Below are 16701 nucleotides of genomic sequence, written 5' to 3'. Positions count from 1 at the left end.
GACGCAGAGGTCCATTCATTGTTGCACCAGCGTGCGGTAAGACGGAACGGCCGCGAATGCGTCCGCAGGCTTGCTGAATTCCACCGCGCGGCTACTGGCGTCCTGCAATGACACTGCCCACTTCTTCAGGCGCTCAACGAATGCTTTCTTTTCCGCAGACGCCTGAATGGCGTCCGCCTGCCAGTCCGCGAGATAAGTCCCCCTAACCCCCAACACACTGGCGAGCACCCGAAGGTCTAGGTTATACAAGCGCCCACCACTGCGACTTTGCGTAATACGGATGGCGAAGTTCGTTCCTTCACTTTTTGAAGGGTCAGAAGCGTTCGCATCAATGGTCAAACAGTTGTCATACAGGCTCGCACCTTTGTTGACCGACACGATATGCGTGCCCGCACACGGCGAGCCTCCCATGTAAAGGTTGTCCCCCGTAGAGGTCAGGTTGACCAGGACCGCCATGGAAGCAACAGCTGTACCTGTGGCATCTACCTGCAGCAGGGTCACCTCCCCATGGTGGAGGGACTCTGCAGCCCCCAGTGTGTCCGACATGCTGGTTTCGATCTTCACCAACCGCCATGCGCCTGTGTCCAAGTACATCGGATAGCCGCTGATCGTTGTCGAAGCCGCAATTTCACTCCCCTTTTTCATTGGCACGGGCTTGCCATCCTTGAACAAATCGGCCGAAAACACCGAAGACGTTGCGAAGATGAAGACCAACAAAGTACCAACCAAATGCATAAAGCTCCCTAGAAAATCAATATTTGATGTTATTTGACCTTATGGTCCGTTACTTGGTTATTCTGGAAGTCCCGGCAGCACTCTCGTTGCGTCCCAGCACTTCACGACGCCTCAGAAAGTGCGCGGCAACCCCTGCGCCGAATGCTCCGGTTAGGGCGCCAAAAACGCTGAGTTCTGGCGAGAAGGGGCGGTCTGCACTGCCGACAACAGCCGGCAAGATGTACATGATTGCGGCACCAACAAGCGCCCCCAGGATGGACGCCGACTGTTGTGGCCTCGGTAGGCGGCAGGTGAACGCAAATAGTACGGGCCCCAGACAGAGACTGGTGGGGACCGCGATGAAGCCCGCAAACAGCCAGATTGCGGGACTTGCAAAGAGCACATCGACGGGATGGATCCAGAAGCCACTCGGTGCGACCAGTTCGGCCATGAACCAGAACACCGGTGCCGCAAGTGCTGCTGCCACTCCGCCGAGAAGAGACGCCTTGATCCGCGCCCGCAAAGCGCGGTTGCCATGTTCATCGTGCATCACAACACGACTTGAGCATTTTTTCGAACCGCGTATCCGTGGGCTCGACGCGGTGCAATGCGGCATCTTTGTGCAAGTTTTCCAGCACAGGGGCTCCACCTTGTTGGATTGCCTCACGAATGGTCAACTCCGCCACAGTCACATCACCATTCAAGAACTGGGCGTAGCCCAAATTGGCGAGTACTGCAGCGCATTCTTCTTGCGCGCAAATGAGTGCGGCCTTTTGCAAGTCGGCCACCGCGCGTGCCAGCAGCAGTGTTGGACTCTGGGCATTTAACAGCAGCCGCTTTGATTCCACCACCCGTGTATCTGAGGCGTTGCTCAACGCCCGCGCTACCAGGGTGCTAATTTCGGAGTCATCGTCTTGGGCAAAATGCTCTGCCAGCAAATCGTTTACTCGCCGTTCTTCTTGCAGCTTGTCGGTCATGCCGAAGCCCAGCGCCAAATTGCTCAGGCTTAGGGCCAGCACTTTGCGCACACCGGGCGCTGTGTCTTTCGAAAAATTAGCATGAATCAATTGGTACAAAATCCCAGCATCGGCATACTCTTCTTTAACGGTCAGCTGTTGCGCTGCGTTATAGAGCCTGGCGGCCACATACTCGCGCAGTATCGGGCTCGGGTCTTCACTAAACATTTCTACAACCCGGTCGTAATTCACCCGTACGCTGCGCGTGTCGGAAAGAGCTTTCAGGCTGACAGCGCGGTTAAAAAAAGCAAATGCAACCTGTTCACGCCTTTCGTTTGACAAGTCAACCTGGTAGGTCCGTACCACCCGGTCATACGCCTCAATGGCTTGCCTGTAGCGTTGCAATTTGTGCAGTGTGGCTCCCATGTTCACCGTGCCTTGCAGCACGACTTCCTGCACCGCACTATCACCCCGACGGTCTAGCGCATTGCTGAGTAGCGCGTAGCTAGCAACAGCTTCCTTCAGTTGGCCTTGGTCGGCGAGTGCCGCGCCTTTGTTAAACAGCGATTGCATTGCTACCAAACGCAGCGGTACGTGCGTGCTGGTTCCATAGCGGGTGTAGACCGTGTCGTAGAGCGCCATGGCCTTCGCAGTTTGTCCCAGTGCTGCCAAGCTAATGGCCTTGCCATACCAGGCCCGCCCCAGTTGTACCAACACAGGCGCGGCCTTGTCAGCCGCGTACCGCTGAACGACCCCATCGTAGGTGTACAAGGCCTGCGCCGTTTCGCCCAATCTTTGCAGACCGATGGCCTTGTTCACCTGCGCCTGCGCGACCCGTTGGCGTATCTGTGGCGACGACGCTCGCCCATAACGCTCTTTTATTTGGTCGCACAGGGCAACGGCGGCTCGCACATCGGTATGCGAGAGCTGCACAGCGGCATTGACCAAGGCCACCGCGACGCTGGCTTGCAGGGTGGGTTCAGTCTCCGTACCAAAGCGGGCGTCAATGCGTTTGTAGGCCGCAATAGCGGCCTCAGCGTCTCCGGCCTTTTGCCAATTGATGCCTGTGTTAAATAGCGCATCTGCCAGCTTTTCTTTGAGCACTAGCTCCTGGCGTTGACCGTATTCGCGATCAATCAGCGCATATACCGCGCGCTCAGCTTCCAGTTGCTTCTGCTGGCCCAGGTCGTAGCCTTTGTTGATCAGCGCTTTGAGCACTTGCACCAGTACATTGGGGGCAGGGTCTTGGCCAAACCGTTCGTACACCAGGTCGTAGGTGGCGGCGGACTCTGCGGCCTCGCCGCTTTGCGATAGCGCGTTGGCCTTGTTCAGCATGCCCTGCGCCACTTGTTCGCGGATCCGTGGGTCCTGGCTTTTGCCAAAGCGGGCATACACCAGCTCTGATACAGGCACGTTGCCATACGACTGGGCCTCTGCGCTGGTATACGCCAAGCCCAGCGTTTGGCTGAGGGCAATACCAACAGTCAGCAACCACCCTGCCAACACATTTGCCAATAGCTTGAAAGGTTTGCACTGCATGTCTGTGGTGTAAGTTTTCGTGAGGCTCCGCGTAAAGTCAGCGTCCCTGTTTTTGATGAGCTTACCCACGCTCACTTTTGTCTCGGGTGAACAGCGTCACCAACAGGGGCAGCAGCGCCAAAGTAAACAAGGTGCATAGACAGGCGACCCAGAGCGGGTAGCCATCCGGGTTGCCCAATGCGAAGTACTTGAGCGCCACATAGCCCAGGGCCAGCGCCATCAGCAAGCTGACGCCGGGCAAGAAGACGCGAAACAGAAACGTCATGCCGAAGGCTTGCACTCCCTCCATCGGGCGGCCCAGTGCGTACCAGACCGTGGCCCACAAACAGTAGCCCAGGATAAACAGCATGACGCTCGCCCCCAACCACAGCCCCACGGTGCGGGGACTGAGCTCTGTGGCCGCGTGGTCCCCTGGGGCGTACACCACCGTGAGCTTGGCCCCCTCCATGGGAATCTCGGTCGATGCCACTGTGCTGGACAATTCCAGCGGCACGCCGTCCGGCCCGATAAACCGCACCTGGGCGGTATGCATCAGGCGCTGGCCCCTCACAGTCCGGTCTCGGGAATCTTTTTCTTCGTAGTCGCGCAACTCGGAGGTGTAGCCCACAACTGTCGCGCTATAGCTGGGCTTGGTGGCCAGGGCGTATAGCGCTTGACCTGTCCAGTAGGTAAAGGGGACGAACAAGGCAATCAACGTAAAGAGGATGATGACCACCAGCGTGCTGGTTCCCTTGCCGGGTTGTGAGCGCTGCGACACGCGTCGCCCCAACCAATACGCAGCACCGAGGAACAGAGCGCTGGTAACAAGGAATACCTGGCCTGCAGACGTCAATACCATGGGTTCGGCTCCGAAGGCGGATGTATGAAAGGATGGGTCAAAACTCAGGAATGGGAACACTCCCGCTGATCAGCGTGAGCTGACCCGGTGTGGCTACGTAAATCGTTCGTTCTCGAATCTTCTTCGTGGGCAGCAATTCACCGTTGGTCCCCAATTGGCTCAGTCTGCCGTTGTACAACACCTGCAGATGGTTGCCCTGGAACTTCCACTCGCTTTGAATATCCAGACACTCCCCGCTTCCGTCCGTTGCATCTTCCTTTGCATGTGCAGAATGGTCCAAGGCGCTACAGGCGCCATGGGCACCATCGTTGTCTACCGACAAAGCAATGCCTGGATTCAGCAAGGTCGCTAGATCGCCTTGTAGACCGACGACCACCAACCACCTGCCGCAATAGCCTTGCCAGCAACTTCCCCATTCGGCAGTGACGGCAAAGTGCCCCTCCTCCAATTTGACAATGCTGGTCCTGCCAATGTTGCCTTCTACGCCGCTGGTTGCCACAGAATCCTGTCGGGTCACCATCCTCCACCCTGCGGCACTCTGCTCAAAGAAGTAGGCACCAATCATGCCGGAGGACGCATGACCGTCGTATGGACGATTGTTCTCATCGACGGGTAGAACTTGGGTCACCAGGGCGGCATGTGTGTCGTCCAGCCTCACCACATACAGAGGAGAGATTTCTGCCGGCGTCCCGGCCACGCCCACTTCAACGGGCGTATCGGTGGTGGCCGACAAGTCCACGGGTTGAACTTTGGCGTCACCCGTCGGCGTCCAGCTGGGGAACGGCAGAACCATCAGGTCATTGCGATCCAGGGTTTCGGAATATCGAATGTCGGATTTCTCACACCCCGCCAACAACAGACTGGCCGCGATCAACGCGCAATGAATTACGAACTTGCTAAATAACTTCATTGGATTCACACAAAGGAGCGTTGGAGGGATGGGGCTTGCGGTCGCGAATCATGAGCAGCAAGGGGCCCACTATCCATACGCCCAGCAAATAGACACGCACAAAGTCATCAACCCCCTCTTCCGAAGCGGTTGCAATCGGCATGAAAACCAGTGCCGCACCTACGACTGCGGCACATGCGAAGACCTTTGCGCCAAGCCAGGCGCGTGGTTTGTTTGCCAGAAAAAAAGCGACCACCCATGGCCAACTGATCAAGACGAATATGGGCACTCCCAACAAGCGCTCCATACCGGAAAGATAACGAAACTTCATTGTGGGTGCGCATACCAATGCGCCTACGATGAGCAGCGTGCTCAACAGCAATGACAGGACTACGATGAGACGTGTGTTTCGCATGCGTGGCTTTTGACGTTCGATCTCAGCGGAAGTCGATAGGAGGCGCGAATGTACCATGCACCCCCTGCCTCAGCATCCAGCTGCGCCGCCACTTCACGCTCACTTCACAGACTTCACTTTCACTTCATCGTCGGCCCCTAGACTCGCAGTCTTCTACAAGGAGCGAACAATGAAGGCGATGATTTTTGGCAAGTTTGCCGGGCTGCTGTTGGTGGCGATCTTGCTGCTGCTGGGCCTGGATCAGATCACCAGTCTGGTCCAAGAGCGCCAAGGGCGACACCAGAGCGCGGTAGACAGTGTGGCCAGCAGCCTGGCTGGCAGCCAAACGCTGCTGGGGCCACTGGTACACGTGCGGTGCACCGAGGAATGGAACGCATCCGACAACGAAAAACGCCCGGTGCAGCAGCGGCGCGAATTCACCCTGGTGGCGGCGCCCAGCAGCCTCGCAGCAAGCGGCAGCAGCCAGGTGGAAGCCCGCGCACGAGGCCTGCACGCTACCCAGGTCTACACCTACAAATCACACATCACCGCACAATGGCCTAACTTGAAGGCGGTGGCTATGGGCCGGCAAAACACCGGCTCCAAAGTGCAATGCGACGCCCCGGTGCTGATGCTGGCAGTGTCCGACGCACGCGGCATCCGCCAGGCCGAGGTCAAGATCAACGGTGCAGTGCAGGAAGTGCAGGCCGGCACGCCGCACCCGACCTACCCACGCGGAATCCAGGCCAGCCTGCCCAACAACATCCAAGTCAACGCCCCGCTGGTGGCCGAGGTGGAACTAGAGCTGCTCGGCACCGAAAGCCTGAACTTCGTGCCCGTGGGCAACGCCACCCAGGTCAATCTGACGTCCAACTGGCCTCATCCCAGCTTCACCGGCCAGTTCTTGCCCTCAGAGCGCAACGTCAGCGAAAAAGGGTTTGAGGCCACCTGGCGTATCTCCGCATTGGCCAGCAACGCGCAACAATCGGTGCTGAGCCAAGGTGCACTGTGCAATGGCAACAGCATGGGCAGTTCCATCCATGACAGCCCCCGCGATGCGGTCACGGCCACCGCTGCAGTGGCCGGCAGCACCGACTGCGTGGAGACCCTGGGGCTGAGCTTTATCGACCCGATCAACACCTATTCGCTGTCCGACCGGGCCACCAAATACGGCCTGCTGTTCATCGTGCTGACCTTTGTGGCGGTGGGTTTGTTCGAGTTCATGCGCGGATTGCGAGTCCATCCCGTCCAGTACTTTCTGGTGGGCGCGGCGATCAGCATCTTCTTCCTGCTGCTGGTGAGCCTTTCAGAACACATCGCCTTCCACCTCGCCTACGCGATTGCCGCCAGCGCCTGTGTGCTGCTACTCAGTTACTACGCCAGCCACATGCTGCACAGTTGGAAGCGCGGATTGCCGTTCGGCGCGGGCATCGCCGCCTTGTACGGCCTGCTCTACATGCTGCTGCAGCTGGAGCAGACAGCGCTGGTGGTGGGTGCGTTGGCCCTGTTCAGCGTGCTGGCCGCGGTGATGATGCTGACGCGCAAGGTCGACTGGTACAGCCGGCTGCAAAGCCCACCCATCTCCACCTCTGCCGCCCAGCCTGAAGCGCCATGAATAGCTTCACTTTCCGCCCCCACTGGCTGCTCGCCGCCCTGGCGCTGCTGGCCGTCGAAGTGGCCATCGCCCGCTATGCACCACAGGGTGTATTGCGCGGCTTTGGTGGCGATGTGCTTGTCGTGGTGCTGGTGTACGCCTTGCTGCGGACCTGCGTGGCGCAGCCAGCCGCGCGGCTCGCGCTGTGGGCGCTGTTGTTCGCCTGTGCCATTGAGGGCCTGCAAGGCCTGGGCATGGTCGACGTGCTCGGCCTACACGACCAGACAGCACTGCACCGCATTCTGCGCATCGCGCTGGGCACCACCTTCGACGTGTGGGACCTGGTGGCCTATGGGTGCGGCTGGCTGGTGTGCCGCGCGCTGGATCTGCTCAGGCTTGCTTTTCGCTGGCCAGTATTTCAGCGGCTGGAATAGTCCATAAATTCTGTAAACATCGTATCAAGGCAACGCCCACTCAAGCCGTTGTCTTCGTAGTAATTCCAGCGATAGGCCATTTCTGTGTTGTCCCGACAAGCCACACCGTCGTACAACTTACCGTAGGTGGCTCTGGCACCCGAGGACGATCGATAACTATCCTTACTTTCAGCCACCAGCACGCCGTTTTCGGGATAAACCCTTAACACACCAAAAGACGCGTTGCTCGGTATGTCGTATTCAACATAAAGTGCGTTTCGCTCAGCATCCAGGCCCGTATTTGTTATCAATATAAAAACAGCCTGTTGTTGCGCAACTAGCTCTTGCTGCGTCAGGTGGACAAATGATGGGGATTTTATTTTCGTACTGAATGTCAGTTTTGAGCCTAGCACCAACAGAGGTTTTCGTTCGCCCGTAGCAGCAGAATTAAACCGATGCAGAAGCGTTTTTTTAAACTTGTTGACGACGGCCGAGAAAATTTCATCATCGCTAAAACGTTGATGCTGAAGCTCCAAAGCCCACACAGGGCTTGCGGCATACAGCAGCATTGCAGCTATTAATTTTTGTGTTTTTAAATAGATCATCATTACGCCCTGCCCCTACCCCCGCAACAGCCCTTCCAGCATCGCGACCAAACACCGCTTGGCATCATCCAGCGCCGTAAGCCCTTTGTTGTCATCGGCGGGCATTGAATCCATTGCGCCATACAGCGCCCCCAGGATGATGCGCGCAAGCCTCTCCGCATCATGCCCCCGAAAAATACCATGCGCTTGCAGCGCGTCAATCTGGGCGCGCATGGCGCCCAGGCCTTGCCGCTGCCGAATCTCGCCCCACACCTGCGCGCCCAGCACCGCAGGCGCCTCCACCAGCATGAGGCGGCGTAGCGGCGCATTGGCTCCCGCTTGCAGCACGGTGTCGACGGACGCCAAAAACGCATCCCATACGCCACCACCGCTGTCGACGATGCCTTGACTTGCAGCTACTGCCGCCTGCACCAACTGTGCGTCTACCTGCTCAACCACGGCAGCAAACAAACCTTTTTTGTCGCCGTAGTGGTGGTACAGCGCGCCCACGGTTACGCCAGCATCGGCGCAGATGCTGCCCACGGGCGCCTTCTCATAGCCCTGTTCGCTAAACCAGCGCAGCGCGACACGCTGCAGCGCGGTCTGCGTGGCGCTGGCGTTTTCTTTGCGGCCGTCGCGTTTGATGGGGGTTTCAGCCATGGGTAACGTGGGTGACAACAGGTTTCTTTACAAACATAACGCGATTATGTATTCTCCGCTTCACTTCATCAACCCGAGACTCTTCCATGCACATCGTCGCCCAAATCTTCATCGCCCTGGTCTGCCTGATCCACGTGTACATCTTCTTGCTGGAAACTGTACTGTTCAAGAAACGCGGCGCCAAGGTGTTTGGCATTCCACAGGCCGAGGTGGAGTCCCGCGCCGTGGCCATGTCCAACCAGGGTTGCTACAACGGCTTTCTGGCGGTGGCTCTGCTGCTGGCGCTGGTCGTGCCCGATCCATCCATTGCCAAAGCATTTGCCACGTACGGCCTGGCCTGTGTGGCGGTGGCAGGTATTTGGGGTGCGGCGACGGTGATGGTGCGTATTTTGTACATCCAGACTGTGCCTGCGGTGTTGGGGTTGACTGCGCTCTTTCTGCTCTAGAGAACTGCCTCAGCCGTACTATTTCTCGAGTATTCCTAGCTTCGCAGAGCCTTGGGCTTCGATCTTGTTGCCCATGGTTACCTTGCTGTCAATGTCCTCGATCCATACAGCGGAATAACTGTCGCCCAGTTCGCCATTCACGGCATAACGGGCATTCGCCTTTGGCGTGAATTCGATAACACCCGTCACCTGAAAAACCGTACTGGTCAATGCCTGAATAGGTGCCGCGTATTCGGTCCTTGCCTTGACATGAATCTTGACGGGGCGCTCAGCAACCAACGGTCGCTCCAGAATCTTCGGAGCCATCGACATGCCACGCCCGCGATTGACCACTCTGGTCTCCAACAAACTATCCACGATGCGCGCGTCATCTACACGCTCCGCAACAAAAAAATCCGCCTTCGAGGTGCTGTAGGTTTTTGCCGAGTCGACCAGCTGTGCCCTGGGCCCCGCATAGTTCTCGGGAACCGATGGCGAATAGCTCGAGCAACCGCCAAGGGCCAAAGCGGAACCGAGACAAAGCGCAATAAGGTAGCGATTCATAAATAATTCTTTCTGTGCAGCTACGGATTACACCAAACTCGCCAACGCCGCTGGCGAAAAGTCTGACAGCTCGGCCATGCGGCCATCGCGCACCTTTAGCGCCCAGTCCGGGTCGCTGATGAGTGCGCGGCCCACGGCCACCAGGTCGAAATCCCCGCGGTCAAAGCGGCGCAGCAGTTCGTCCAGCGATGCGGGCTTGGAGCTTTCGCCACCAAAGGCGGCGATGAATTCGCCACTCAGGCCGACCGAGCCCACGGTGATGGTGGGGCGGCCGGTGAGCTTCTTGGCCCAGCCGGCAAAGTTCAGGTCCGAGCCATCAAACTCGGGTTCCCAGAAGCGGCGTTGCGAGCAATGGAAGATGTCGGCGCCCGCGTCGGCCAGGGGCTGCAGCCAGGCGGCCATCTCGTCGGGCGTTTGCGCCATGCGCACGCTGTAGTCCTGTTGCTTCCATTGCGACAGGCGAATGATGACCGGGTAGTCGGGCCCCACTTCCGCACGCACGGCTTTCAGAATGTCGGCTGCAAAGCGGCCGCGTGCCACCAAGTCGCTGCCGCCAAAGCGGTCGTCGCGCTGGTTGGTGCCGTCCCAGAAGAACTGGTCGATCAGGTAACCGTGGGCGCCATGCAGTTCGATGCAGTCAAAGCCCAGGCGCTTGGCCGCGCCGGCGGCCTTGGCAAAGGCGGCAATGGTGTCGGCAATGGCCGAGTCGGTCATGGGTTCACCAAACTGCTTGCCGGGGCGCGACAGGCCGGAGGGCGAATCGATGGGCGACGGCGCCGTCCAGGTGGTGCGCGGGTTGCGTGCGGCGCCCACATGCCAGAGCTGCGGCGCCATCACGCCACCAGCGCTGTGCACGTTATTGATCACGTCTTGCCAGCCGGCCAGGGCTGCATCGCCCCAGAAGTGCGGCACATCAGGGTCGTTGGCGGCCGACGGGCGTTGCACCACCGTGCCCTCAGACACGATGAGGCCGACGGCCGATGCGGCGCGCTTGCGGTAATACTCGCTAACCTCTTTGGTGGGCACACCACCGGGCGAGAACGAACGGGTCATGGGAGCCATGACAATGCGGTTGGCGAGTTTGAGGCCCTTGAACGTGAAGGGTTGGAACAGCGGAGCGGCGTGGGACATACAGGCGGGGATGAATAAGTTGCAGGAAAAACCAGTTTACGGGGACGCGCCCAACCCATGGGGCTGCAGGGTCACCAAGGCTACAGGCGTTCATGCTTGTTAATATGCGGCGGTCAGCGGGATACAGGGATAGCAATGAGAAACACACCCGCTGATGTCTACAACTCTTTACGGGACACCAAAGTAGCAATGAAAAACTCAAGCATGTTCAAAGTCACCGCTCTCTCCACCGTGCTGGCCGCTAGCGCCCTGCTGACCGGTTGTGTTGTAACGCCGATGTACCCTGCGCCCGGCACAGCCAACAACCAGCAGCAACCCGCGACAGCACAGGCTGCAGTGCGTCCGGTGTACACCGCCCGCCTGTATCCCACCAATGACAACGCCGCCGCACTGGGACGTGTATCTGGAACTATCAGCAACCCGGAACGGGGCCACGGCGAGTTTGCATTTATTTTGGCCAATGAGAGCTTTTCTGGTGAAGCGACACGCCCACCCGGCTCCAACAAAGGCACGGCCAACGCTGCGGGCAACCGCGGAAGCTACGTCAAGTGCACTTACACCATGAGCAGTGCGCAGCTGGGCACGGGAACCTGCCTTTTCGCCAACGGCGCCACTTACGACATGCACATCTCTCAATAACTGGACCAGCAGCTTGCACTTACACGGTACGCCTGTGGTGCAAGCACTGCCAATGGGCCATCGTCACAGACATGCGCCCCCGAATAGCAACACGTTCCTGCAGCGTGTTGCTATTTTTTTGCTAGCTGCTTGCACATATTCCACGGGGGCTGCAGCCACTTTTAACGAAGTAAAGGCCGACTACCAGTCTTCCGACACACTGATTCTGGACCGCCACGGCGAACTGCTGCACCGCCTGCGCACCGATGCCACGGTGCGACGCGGGCAGTGGGTGGCGCTGGCCGATGTATCCCCTGCCCTGCGCACGGCGCTGGTGCTGTCGGAGGACAAGCGCTTTTACGAGCACAGCGGGGTGGACTGGCGTGCCGTGTCCGCCGCGGCCTGGGGCAATTTGTGGAACACCAAGACGCGCGGCGCCTCCACCATCACCATGCAGCTGGCGGGTCTGATGGACGAGGACCTGAAGCGCAGCAGTGGTGGGCGCAGTGTGGTGCAGAAGCTGGGCCAAACCTTCTCGGCCCAAAGCCTGGAGCGCGGCTGGCGCAAAGACCAAATTCTGGAGGCCTACCTGAACCTGGTGCCGTTTCGCGGCGAGCTGGTGGGCATAGACGCGCTGAGCCAGACGCTGTTTGGCAAGGCCGCCCACGGCCTGGACAACCGCGAGGCCGCCGTGGCCGCCGCCCTGGTGCGCGCGCCCAACGCCAAAGAGCCGCAAGTAGTGCAGCGCGCCTGCAGCGTGATGAAAACGCTGGAGCCCGCGGGCGCGGCCAATTGCGACGCCATGGACCTGTTTGTGGCCGGCGCGCTGCAGCGGCGCGACTACGCGGCCAGCGAGGGTATTGCGCCACACGTGGCCAGCCAGTTGGCCCGGTCCAGTGCCAACAACGCCCACCGCATCACCACCACGCTGCGCGCGCCGCTGCAACGCTTTGCCGTGCAGACCCTGCAAACCCATGTGCGCGAACTGGCGGGCCGCCATGTGGAAGACGCAGCCCTGCTGGTGCTAGACAACGCCACCGGCGAGGTGCTGGCGTGGGTCGGCTCCAGTGGGCCGCTGAGCAACGCGGCCGATGTGGATGCGGTCACTGCGCTGCGCCAGCCCGGCTCCACACTCAAACCCTTCCTCTACGCGCAGGCCATTGCCGAGCGGCGCATCACCGCCGCCTCGCTCCTGGAGGATTCGGCCACGCAGATCCAGACCACAGGCGGCCTCTACATTCCGCAGAACTACGATCGGCATTTCAAGGGCTGGGTGTCGGCGCGCACGGCGCTGGGTGCGTCGCTGAACGTGCCGGCGGTGCGCACGCTGGTCATGGTGTCGCCCGATGCGTTCCAGAAACAGCTGGTGCGCCTTGGTCTGCCGCTCAAAGAGAGTGGCGACTACTACGGCTACAGCCTGGCGCTGGGCAGTGCCGAGGTCTCGCTGCTGAACCTGACCAACGCCTACCGCGCGCTGGCCAATGGCGGACGCACCAGCCCCACCACGCTGTTGCCCGGCAAAGCAGCGCCTGCCATCCAGGCACTGGACCCGCGCGCTGCGTTCATCGTGGGCGACATCCTCAGCGACCCGCTGGCACGCGCCCGCACCTTTGGTACCGACAGCGTGCTGGCCACGCGCTTCTGGACCGCCGTGAAAACCGGCACCAGCAAAGACATGCGCGACAACTGGGCGCTGGGTTACTCGCAGCGCTACACCGTGGGCGTGTGGGTGGGCAACGCCAGCGGCGCGCCCATGTGGGACGTGAGCGGCACCACGGGCGCAGCGCCCATCTGGGCCGCGGTGATGAATTTCCTGCACGCCAAACAGCCCAGCCGCGCGCCCAAGCCACCCGCAGGCGTAGTGCAAAAGCCCGTGCAGTTTGCCAGCGCCGACAGCGCGTCCAACCTGGAGGCCGCGCGCACCGAGTGGTTTGTGGACGGTACACAGCAGGCAGCGTTTGCTATGGATTCAGGAGCTGCTCGCGCAATGGCTACGGGGGCTAGAGGCCAAAAAGGCTTAAAGAATGGCGCTGCGCCCACCGCCCGCATCACCGCGCCCACCACGGGCACCATCATCGCGCTGGACCCCGACATTCCGCCCAACCGCCAGCGCCTGACGCTGCAGGCCGAAGGCAGCAACCTGCGCTGGCTCATGGACGGCAAGCCGCTGGCCAAAGGCAACAGCGCGCAGTGGGCCCTGTGGCCGGGGCGGCACGTGGTGCAGATTGCTGATGCCAAGGGCCAGGTGCTGGACGAAGTACGCTTGGAAGTACGTGGCGCCGGAGTGAGAATGCGGCATGAATGAAGAACTGAAGGCGCTTGAATCCATGGGCCTGGTGCTTCCCAGCCCGGCTTACCTGGCGGGCGCACTGCTGTTTGGCATCGTGGGCTACATCGCGTTTCGGCGTGGCCGCAAGACCACGCAGCCGGTGCTGGTCTGGACCGGTATCGCCCTGATGCTCTACCCCTACGCCGCGTCAGAAACCTGGCTGCTGTGGGGCATAGGGCTCATCCTCACGGCCTGGGTCTACCTCAAGTGGAACTGAAATAGTCTGGGGACGAGGTGGTATGGTCAAACCATGAAAACACAAATCGATCATCTGGTAGTCGCAGCCGCGTCGTTGGAACAAGGCGTGGCGTGGTGCGAAGCCATGCTGGGCATCACCCCGGCCCCAGGCGGCGAGCACCCGCAGTACGGCACCCACAACCGCCTCTTCAAAATCGCCACGCCTGGCCACCCGCTGGCCTACTTTGAAATCATTGCCATCGACCCCGGCGCCAAGCGCCCGGCCAACGCACCCACCCGCCGCTGGTTTGACCTGGACGATGCCGCCCTGCAAGCCGCCGTGGCCACCGAGCCACGCCTGGTGCACTTTGTGGCCAACACCGACGACATCCGCACCGCGCGCGCCGCACTGAAGGCGCAAGAGATTGACCGCGGCCCGGCCATGCCCGCCAGCCGGCATTCCCGCCGCGGGCTGCTGCAGTGGCAAATCACCGTGCGCGAAGACGGGCAGCGCCTGTTCAACGGCGCACTGCCCAGCCTCATCCAGTGGGGCAAGCCGGACGACGCCGAGCCCCTGCGCCTGCACCCGCGCAACAGCCTGCCACGCTCGGGCGTGGCGCTGCAGAGCATCGCCATCACCCACCCCACCGCCGCCAAGCTACAGGCCGCCTATGACGCCATGGGCCTCACCGGCATCGATATCACCACCGGCCCGGCCAACCTGACCGCCACGTTGAAAACCCCCAAGGGTCTGGTCACGCTGCAAAGCCAGGGCATCTAACAACCTCCGCGTCCATGCCCACCCTCGCCTACGCCGTGTTCCCCACGCCTCTGGGCTGCTGTGGCATTGCCTGGGGTGCACATGGGCTAACCGGGGTGCAGCTGCCCGAAGCGGACGAAGCCGCCACCCGGGCCCGCATGGCAAAGCGCTTCCCGGGTTGCGCGGAGGCACCCCCGCCTCCCGACGTACAAATCGCCATCGCCGCCATCGTGGCCCTGCTGGAGGGCCACCCGACCGAGCCCACCGATCTGTCCCACTTGCCGCTTGACATGACCGGTGTGCCACCGTTCCACCAGCGCGTGTATGAGTTGGCGCGGCGCATTCCCCCGGGTGAGACCTTGACCTATGGTGAACTGGCCCGCCTGCTGGGCGAGCCCGGCGCGGCCCGCGCCGTGGGCCAAGCCCTGGGCGCCAACCCGTTTGCCCCGGTGGTGCCCTGCCACCGCATCCTGGCGGCGCAAAGTGGTGCGGGCGGTTTTTCTGCCCCTGGCGGCGTGTCCACCAAACTGCGCATGCTGCTGACCGAGCGGGCCCGGTTTGGCGGGCCGGGCCTGTTTGACGACTAAAAAACTTACCCCGTGTTCATGTGGGCCACGTTGTGGATAACCCACCGCACAACTGCCGGGAGCCGCACCAGATGGGGCTTCCAACACGACGCCCAAATATTAGGCACTTCATGATGCAGCGCCGCAAATAGTTGGCATATTTGCCAATGGAGAAAAAATTTGTGGTATCGATTGTGATGAATTCATGTATCTGACGAAACCCTGTTCACACGGCCCCGAGTTACCCACCCAGACTGTGCGCCACTTTGTGGATAACTATGTTCACAAGCCATAAAACCCGCGCCAATGCTGGGTTTGCAGGCCGTGCCTGCGAAATGACCACCTGGGGAACCTTCTGCGCCCGGGCACACTCCATATTGGTTGATTTCTTTTACCGCCACCCTATGCACCACACCACCGTCCACCCCACCGCCCACCTGTCCCGCCGCAAGCTCGTGGCCCTGCCCCTGGCAGCCGCCCTGGGGCTAGGCCTGGCGGCCTGTTCCCAACAAGACGCGGCCCCCGCCAAAGCCGCCGCCAGCGGCATGGCTCCGGCACAGGCCTACGACAAGATTGCGGCCGAGGGCAAGGGCTTCACCGTGGGTGCATTAATGAGCGCCAACCCGGTGTATGTGCTGTTTGATCCCCAGTGCCCGCACTGCGGCCACCTGTGGCAGGCCGCGCAGCCGCTGCTGGGCAAGGTGAAATTTGTGTGGGTCCCGGTGTCGTTTCTGAACGGCAAGAGCGCGCCGCAGGGCGCCGCCATCCTGAGCGCCAGCAGTCCGGCCGAATTCATGTCAGCACATGAGGCCTCCATCCTCGCCGGCACGGGCGGCGCGCCGCTGCCCGCCAGCGTGGCGCCCGAGCTGGAAGCCACCATCAAGGCCAACACCGTGCTATTCAACAGCCTGGCGGTGGAGTCGGTCCCCTATGTGGTGGCAAAAAACAGCAAGACAGGCACCGTGGTCAGCAACACCGGCGCCATGGACACCGCGGCACTGGCCGCCTTCCTCGGTGCCAACTAGGCTACGCGCGCCTAGTTCAGGCCTTCGAGCAAATCCCTTTGCAGCTCGGCCTGCGTGCCGATGCCGTCGTGGCGGCGCAGCAGCTTGCCGTCCTGGTACGTCAGGAACACGGGCAGCCCCCCCACACCCAGGGCCTTGGCAAACGGGTCCTGGCCCACGCCCGTCCAAGGGCGGTAGACCACGCGAATGAATTGGGCCGCAGCCCCGCTGTCCTTGGCCAGCGCCTCGTAGGTGGGGTTGCCGCGGATGCAGAAGGAGCAGGTGGTTTCAAACGAAGTGAGTTGCACCACCACCAGGCCCGGAGTTTTGGCCAGATGGGCCTCTACGCGGGTAGGGGCAAACAGAGGCAACACATTAGCGGGTGCAGTTTCTGTGGCTTGGGCCAGGGCGCAAGCCCCAACCAAACAGCCAGCCAAGAGGGCGAAGCCCAGCCCTGGTTTAGTATTTTTCATGGTCCACTCCCTGTCTAATCCAGTGGGTTTGTTCTTATCTGGAGCCGCGAGTGTACGCACGCAAGCAGCCATA

20 protein-coding genes are annotated in these 16701 nt (G+C 60.8%); 9 read left to right on the top strand and 11 right to left on the bottom strand.

Annotated features, from left to right (window positions below; all coding sequences use genetic code 11):
- Positions 1–15 precede the first annotated feature (15 nt).
- The 6 genes from J2X15_RS08245 to J2X15_RS08220 form a co-directional block, all read right to left on the bottom strand.
- Positions 16–735, bottom strand: coding sequence for a hypothetical protein (locus tag J2X15_RS08245; protein ID WP_310341371.1), 720 nt, complete (start codon positions 733–735; stop codon positions 16–18).
- A 49-nt stretch (positions 736–784) separates the two neighbouring features.
- Entirely contained in the window at positions 785–1264 is a 480-nt protein-coding gene (locus tag J2X15_RS08240; RefSeq protein WP_310341370.1) for a hypothetical protein, read from the bottom strand.
- A complete protein-coding gene (locus J2X15_RS08235; protein ID WP_310341367.1) occupies positions 1254–2894 on the bottom strand; it encodes a tetratricopeptide repeat protein in 1641 nt (546 codons plus the stop codon). Before J2X15_RS08235 ends, J2X15_RS08240 begins: the two co-directional genes overlap by 11 nt.
- A 376-nt stretch (positions 2895–3270) precedes the next feature.
- Entirely contained in the window at positions 3271–4047 is a 777-nt protein-coding gene (locus J2X15_RS08230; RefSeq protein WP_310341365.1) for a hypothetical protein, read from the bottom strand.
- A 37-nt stretch (positions 4048–4084) separates the two neighbouring features.
- Complete coding sequence (locus J2X15_RS08225; RefSeq protein WP_310341362.1) at positions 4085–4957, bottom strand: hypothetical protein; 873 nt, start codon at positions 4955–4957, stop codon at positions 4085–4087.
- Positions 4944–5267, bottom strand: coding sequence for a hypothetical protein (locus J2X15_RS08220; RefSeq protein WP_310341361.1), 324 nt, complete (start codon positions 5265–5267; stop codon positions 4944–4946). The genes J2X15_RS08225 and J2X15_RS08220 overlap by 14 nt, the downstream gene beginning before the upstream one ends.
- A gap of 253 nt (positions 5268–5520) precedes the next feature.
- Here J2X15_RS08220 and creD point away from each other — a divergent pair, with 253 nt between their 5' ends.
- Together creD and J2X15_RS08210 are read left to right on the top strand one after the other, a co-directional pair.
- Positions 5521–6945: a cell envelope integrity protein CreD gene (gene creD / locus J2X15_RS08215; protein ID WP_310341360.1), complete on the top strand. Its 1425-nt coding sequence runs from the start codon at positions 5521–5523 to the stop codon at positions 6943–6945.
- Positions 6942–7358 (top strand): DUF2809 domain-containing protein, encoded by a 417-nt coding sequence (locus J2X15_RS08210; RefSeq protein ID WP_310341359.1) that lies wholly within the window; start codon positions 6942–6944, stop codon positions 7356–7358. Before creD ends, J2X15_RS08210 begins: the two co-directional genes overlap by 4 nt.
- Here the strand turns inward: J2X15_RS08210 and J2X15_RS08205 are convergent.
- Both J2X15_RS08205 and J2X15_RS08200 read right to left on the bottom strand, forming a co-directional pair.
- A complete protein-coding gene (locus tag J2X15_RS08205) occupies positions 7343–7945 on the bottom strand; it encodes a hypothetical protein (RefSeq protein ID WP_310341356.1) in 603 nt (200 codons plus the stop codon). The genes J2X15_RS08210 and J2X15_RS08205 overlap by 16 nt on opposite strands.
- 12 nt (positions 7946–7957) lie before the next feature.
- Positions 7958–8581, bottom strand: coding sequence for a TetR/AcrR family transcriptional regulator (locus J2X15_RS08200; RefSeq protein ID WP_310341355.1), 624 nt, complete (start codon positions 8579–8581; stop codon positions 7958–7960).
- A gap of 86 nt (positions 8582–8667) precedes the next feature.
- On the opposite strand from J2X15_RS08200, the gene J2X15_RS08195 reads away from it, so the two are divergent.
- Positions 8668–9027: a DUF1304 domain-containing protein gene (locus tag J2X15_RS08195; protein ID WP_310341353.1), complete on the top strand. Its 360-nt coding sequence runs from the start codon at positions 8668–8670 to the stop codon at positions 9025–9027.
- 18 nt (positions 9028–9045) lie between these two features.
- Here the strand turns inward: J2X15_RS08195 and J2X15_RS08190 are convergent, their stop codons facing one another.
- Complete coding sequence (locus J2X15_RS08190) at positions 9046–9570, bottom strand: hypothetical protein (protein ID WP_310341350.1); 525 nt, start codon at positions 9568–9570, stop codon at positions 9046–9048.
- Between the two features lie 27 nt (positions 9571–9597).
- A complete protein-coding gene (locus J2X15_RS08185; protein ID WP_310341348.1) occupies positions 9598–10701 on the bottom strand; it encodes an NADH:flavin oxidoreductase in 1104 nt (367 codons plus the stop codon).
- A 204-nt stretch (positions 10702–10905) separates the two neighbouring features.
- Here J2X15_RS08185 and J2X15_RS08180 point away from each other — a divergent pair, with 204 nt between their 5' ends.
- The 6 genes from J2X15_RS08180 to J2X15_RS08155 all read left to right on the top strand — a co-directional run bounded on the left by J2X15_RS08180 (position 10906) and on the right by J2X15_RS08155 (position 16176).
- On the top strand, positions 10906–11340 hold the full coding sequence (locus J2X15_RS08180; RefSeq protein WP_310341345.1) for a hypothetical protein: 435 nt from the start codon (positions 10906–10908) through the stop codon (positions 11338–11340).
- 52 nt (positions 11341–11392) lie between these two features.
- Complete coding sequence (gene pbpC / locus J2X15_RS08175) at positions 11393–13624, top strand: penicillin-binding protein 1C (RefSeq protein ID WP_310341343.1); 2232 nt, start codon at positions 11393–11395, stop codon at positions 13622–13624.
- Positions 13617–13865 carry a hypothetical protein gene (locus J2X15_RS08170; RefSeq protein ID WP_310341339.1) on the top strand — a complete coding sequence of 83 codons (249 nt, stop codon included), beginning with the start codon at positions 13617–13619 and terminating at the stop codon, positions 13863–13865. Before pbpC ends, J2X15_RS08170 begins: the two co-directional genes overlap by 8 nt.
- A gap of 33 nt (positions 13866–13898) precedes the next feature.
- Positions 13899–14606 carry a VOC family protein gene (locus J2X15_RS08165; protein ID WP_310341337.1) on the top strand — a complete coding sequence of 236 codons (708 nt, stop codon included), beginning with the start codon at positions 13899–13901 and terminating at the stop codon, positions 14604–14606.
- 14 nt (positions 14607–14620) lie between these two features.
- Positions 14621–15172 (top strand): methylated-DNA--[protein]-cysteine S-methyltransferase, encoded by a 552-nt coding sequence (locus J2X15_RS08160; protein WP_310341334.1) that lies wholly within the window; start codon positions 14621–14623, stop codon positions 15170–15172.
- Between the two features lie 383 nt (positions 15173–15555).
- On the top strand, positions 15556–16176 hold the full coding sequence (locus J2X15_RS08155; RefSeq protein ID WP_310341331.1) for a thioredoxin fold domain-containing protein: 621 nt from the start codon (positions 15556–15558) through the stop codon (positions 16174–16176).
- Positions 16177–16187: 11 nt separating this feature from the next.
- On the opposite strand, the gene J2X15_RS08150 is transcribed toward J2X15_RS08155, so the two are convergent.
- Positions 16188–16628 carry a thioredoxin family protein gene (locus J2X15_RS08150; protein ID WP_310341328.1) on the bottom strand — a complete coding sequence of 147 codons (441 nt, stop codon included), beginning with the start codon at positions 16626–16628 and terminating at the stop codon, positions 16188–16190.
- Positions 16629–16701 lie beyond the last annotated feature (73 nt).

The sequence above is a fragment of the Rhodoferax saidenbachensis genome, from assembly GCF_031457975.1.
GTDB lineage: Bacteria > Pseudomonadota > Gammaproteobacteria > Burkholderiales > Burkholderiaceae_C > Allorhodoferax > Allorhodoferax saidenbachensis_A.
Note: the sequence above shows the minus strand (reverse complement) of the source record. Positions and strands in the feature narration are given on the sequence as shown.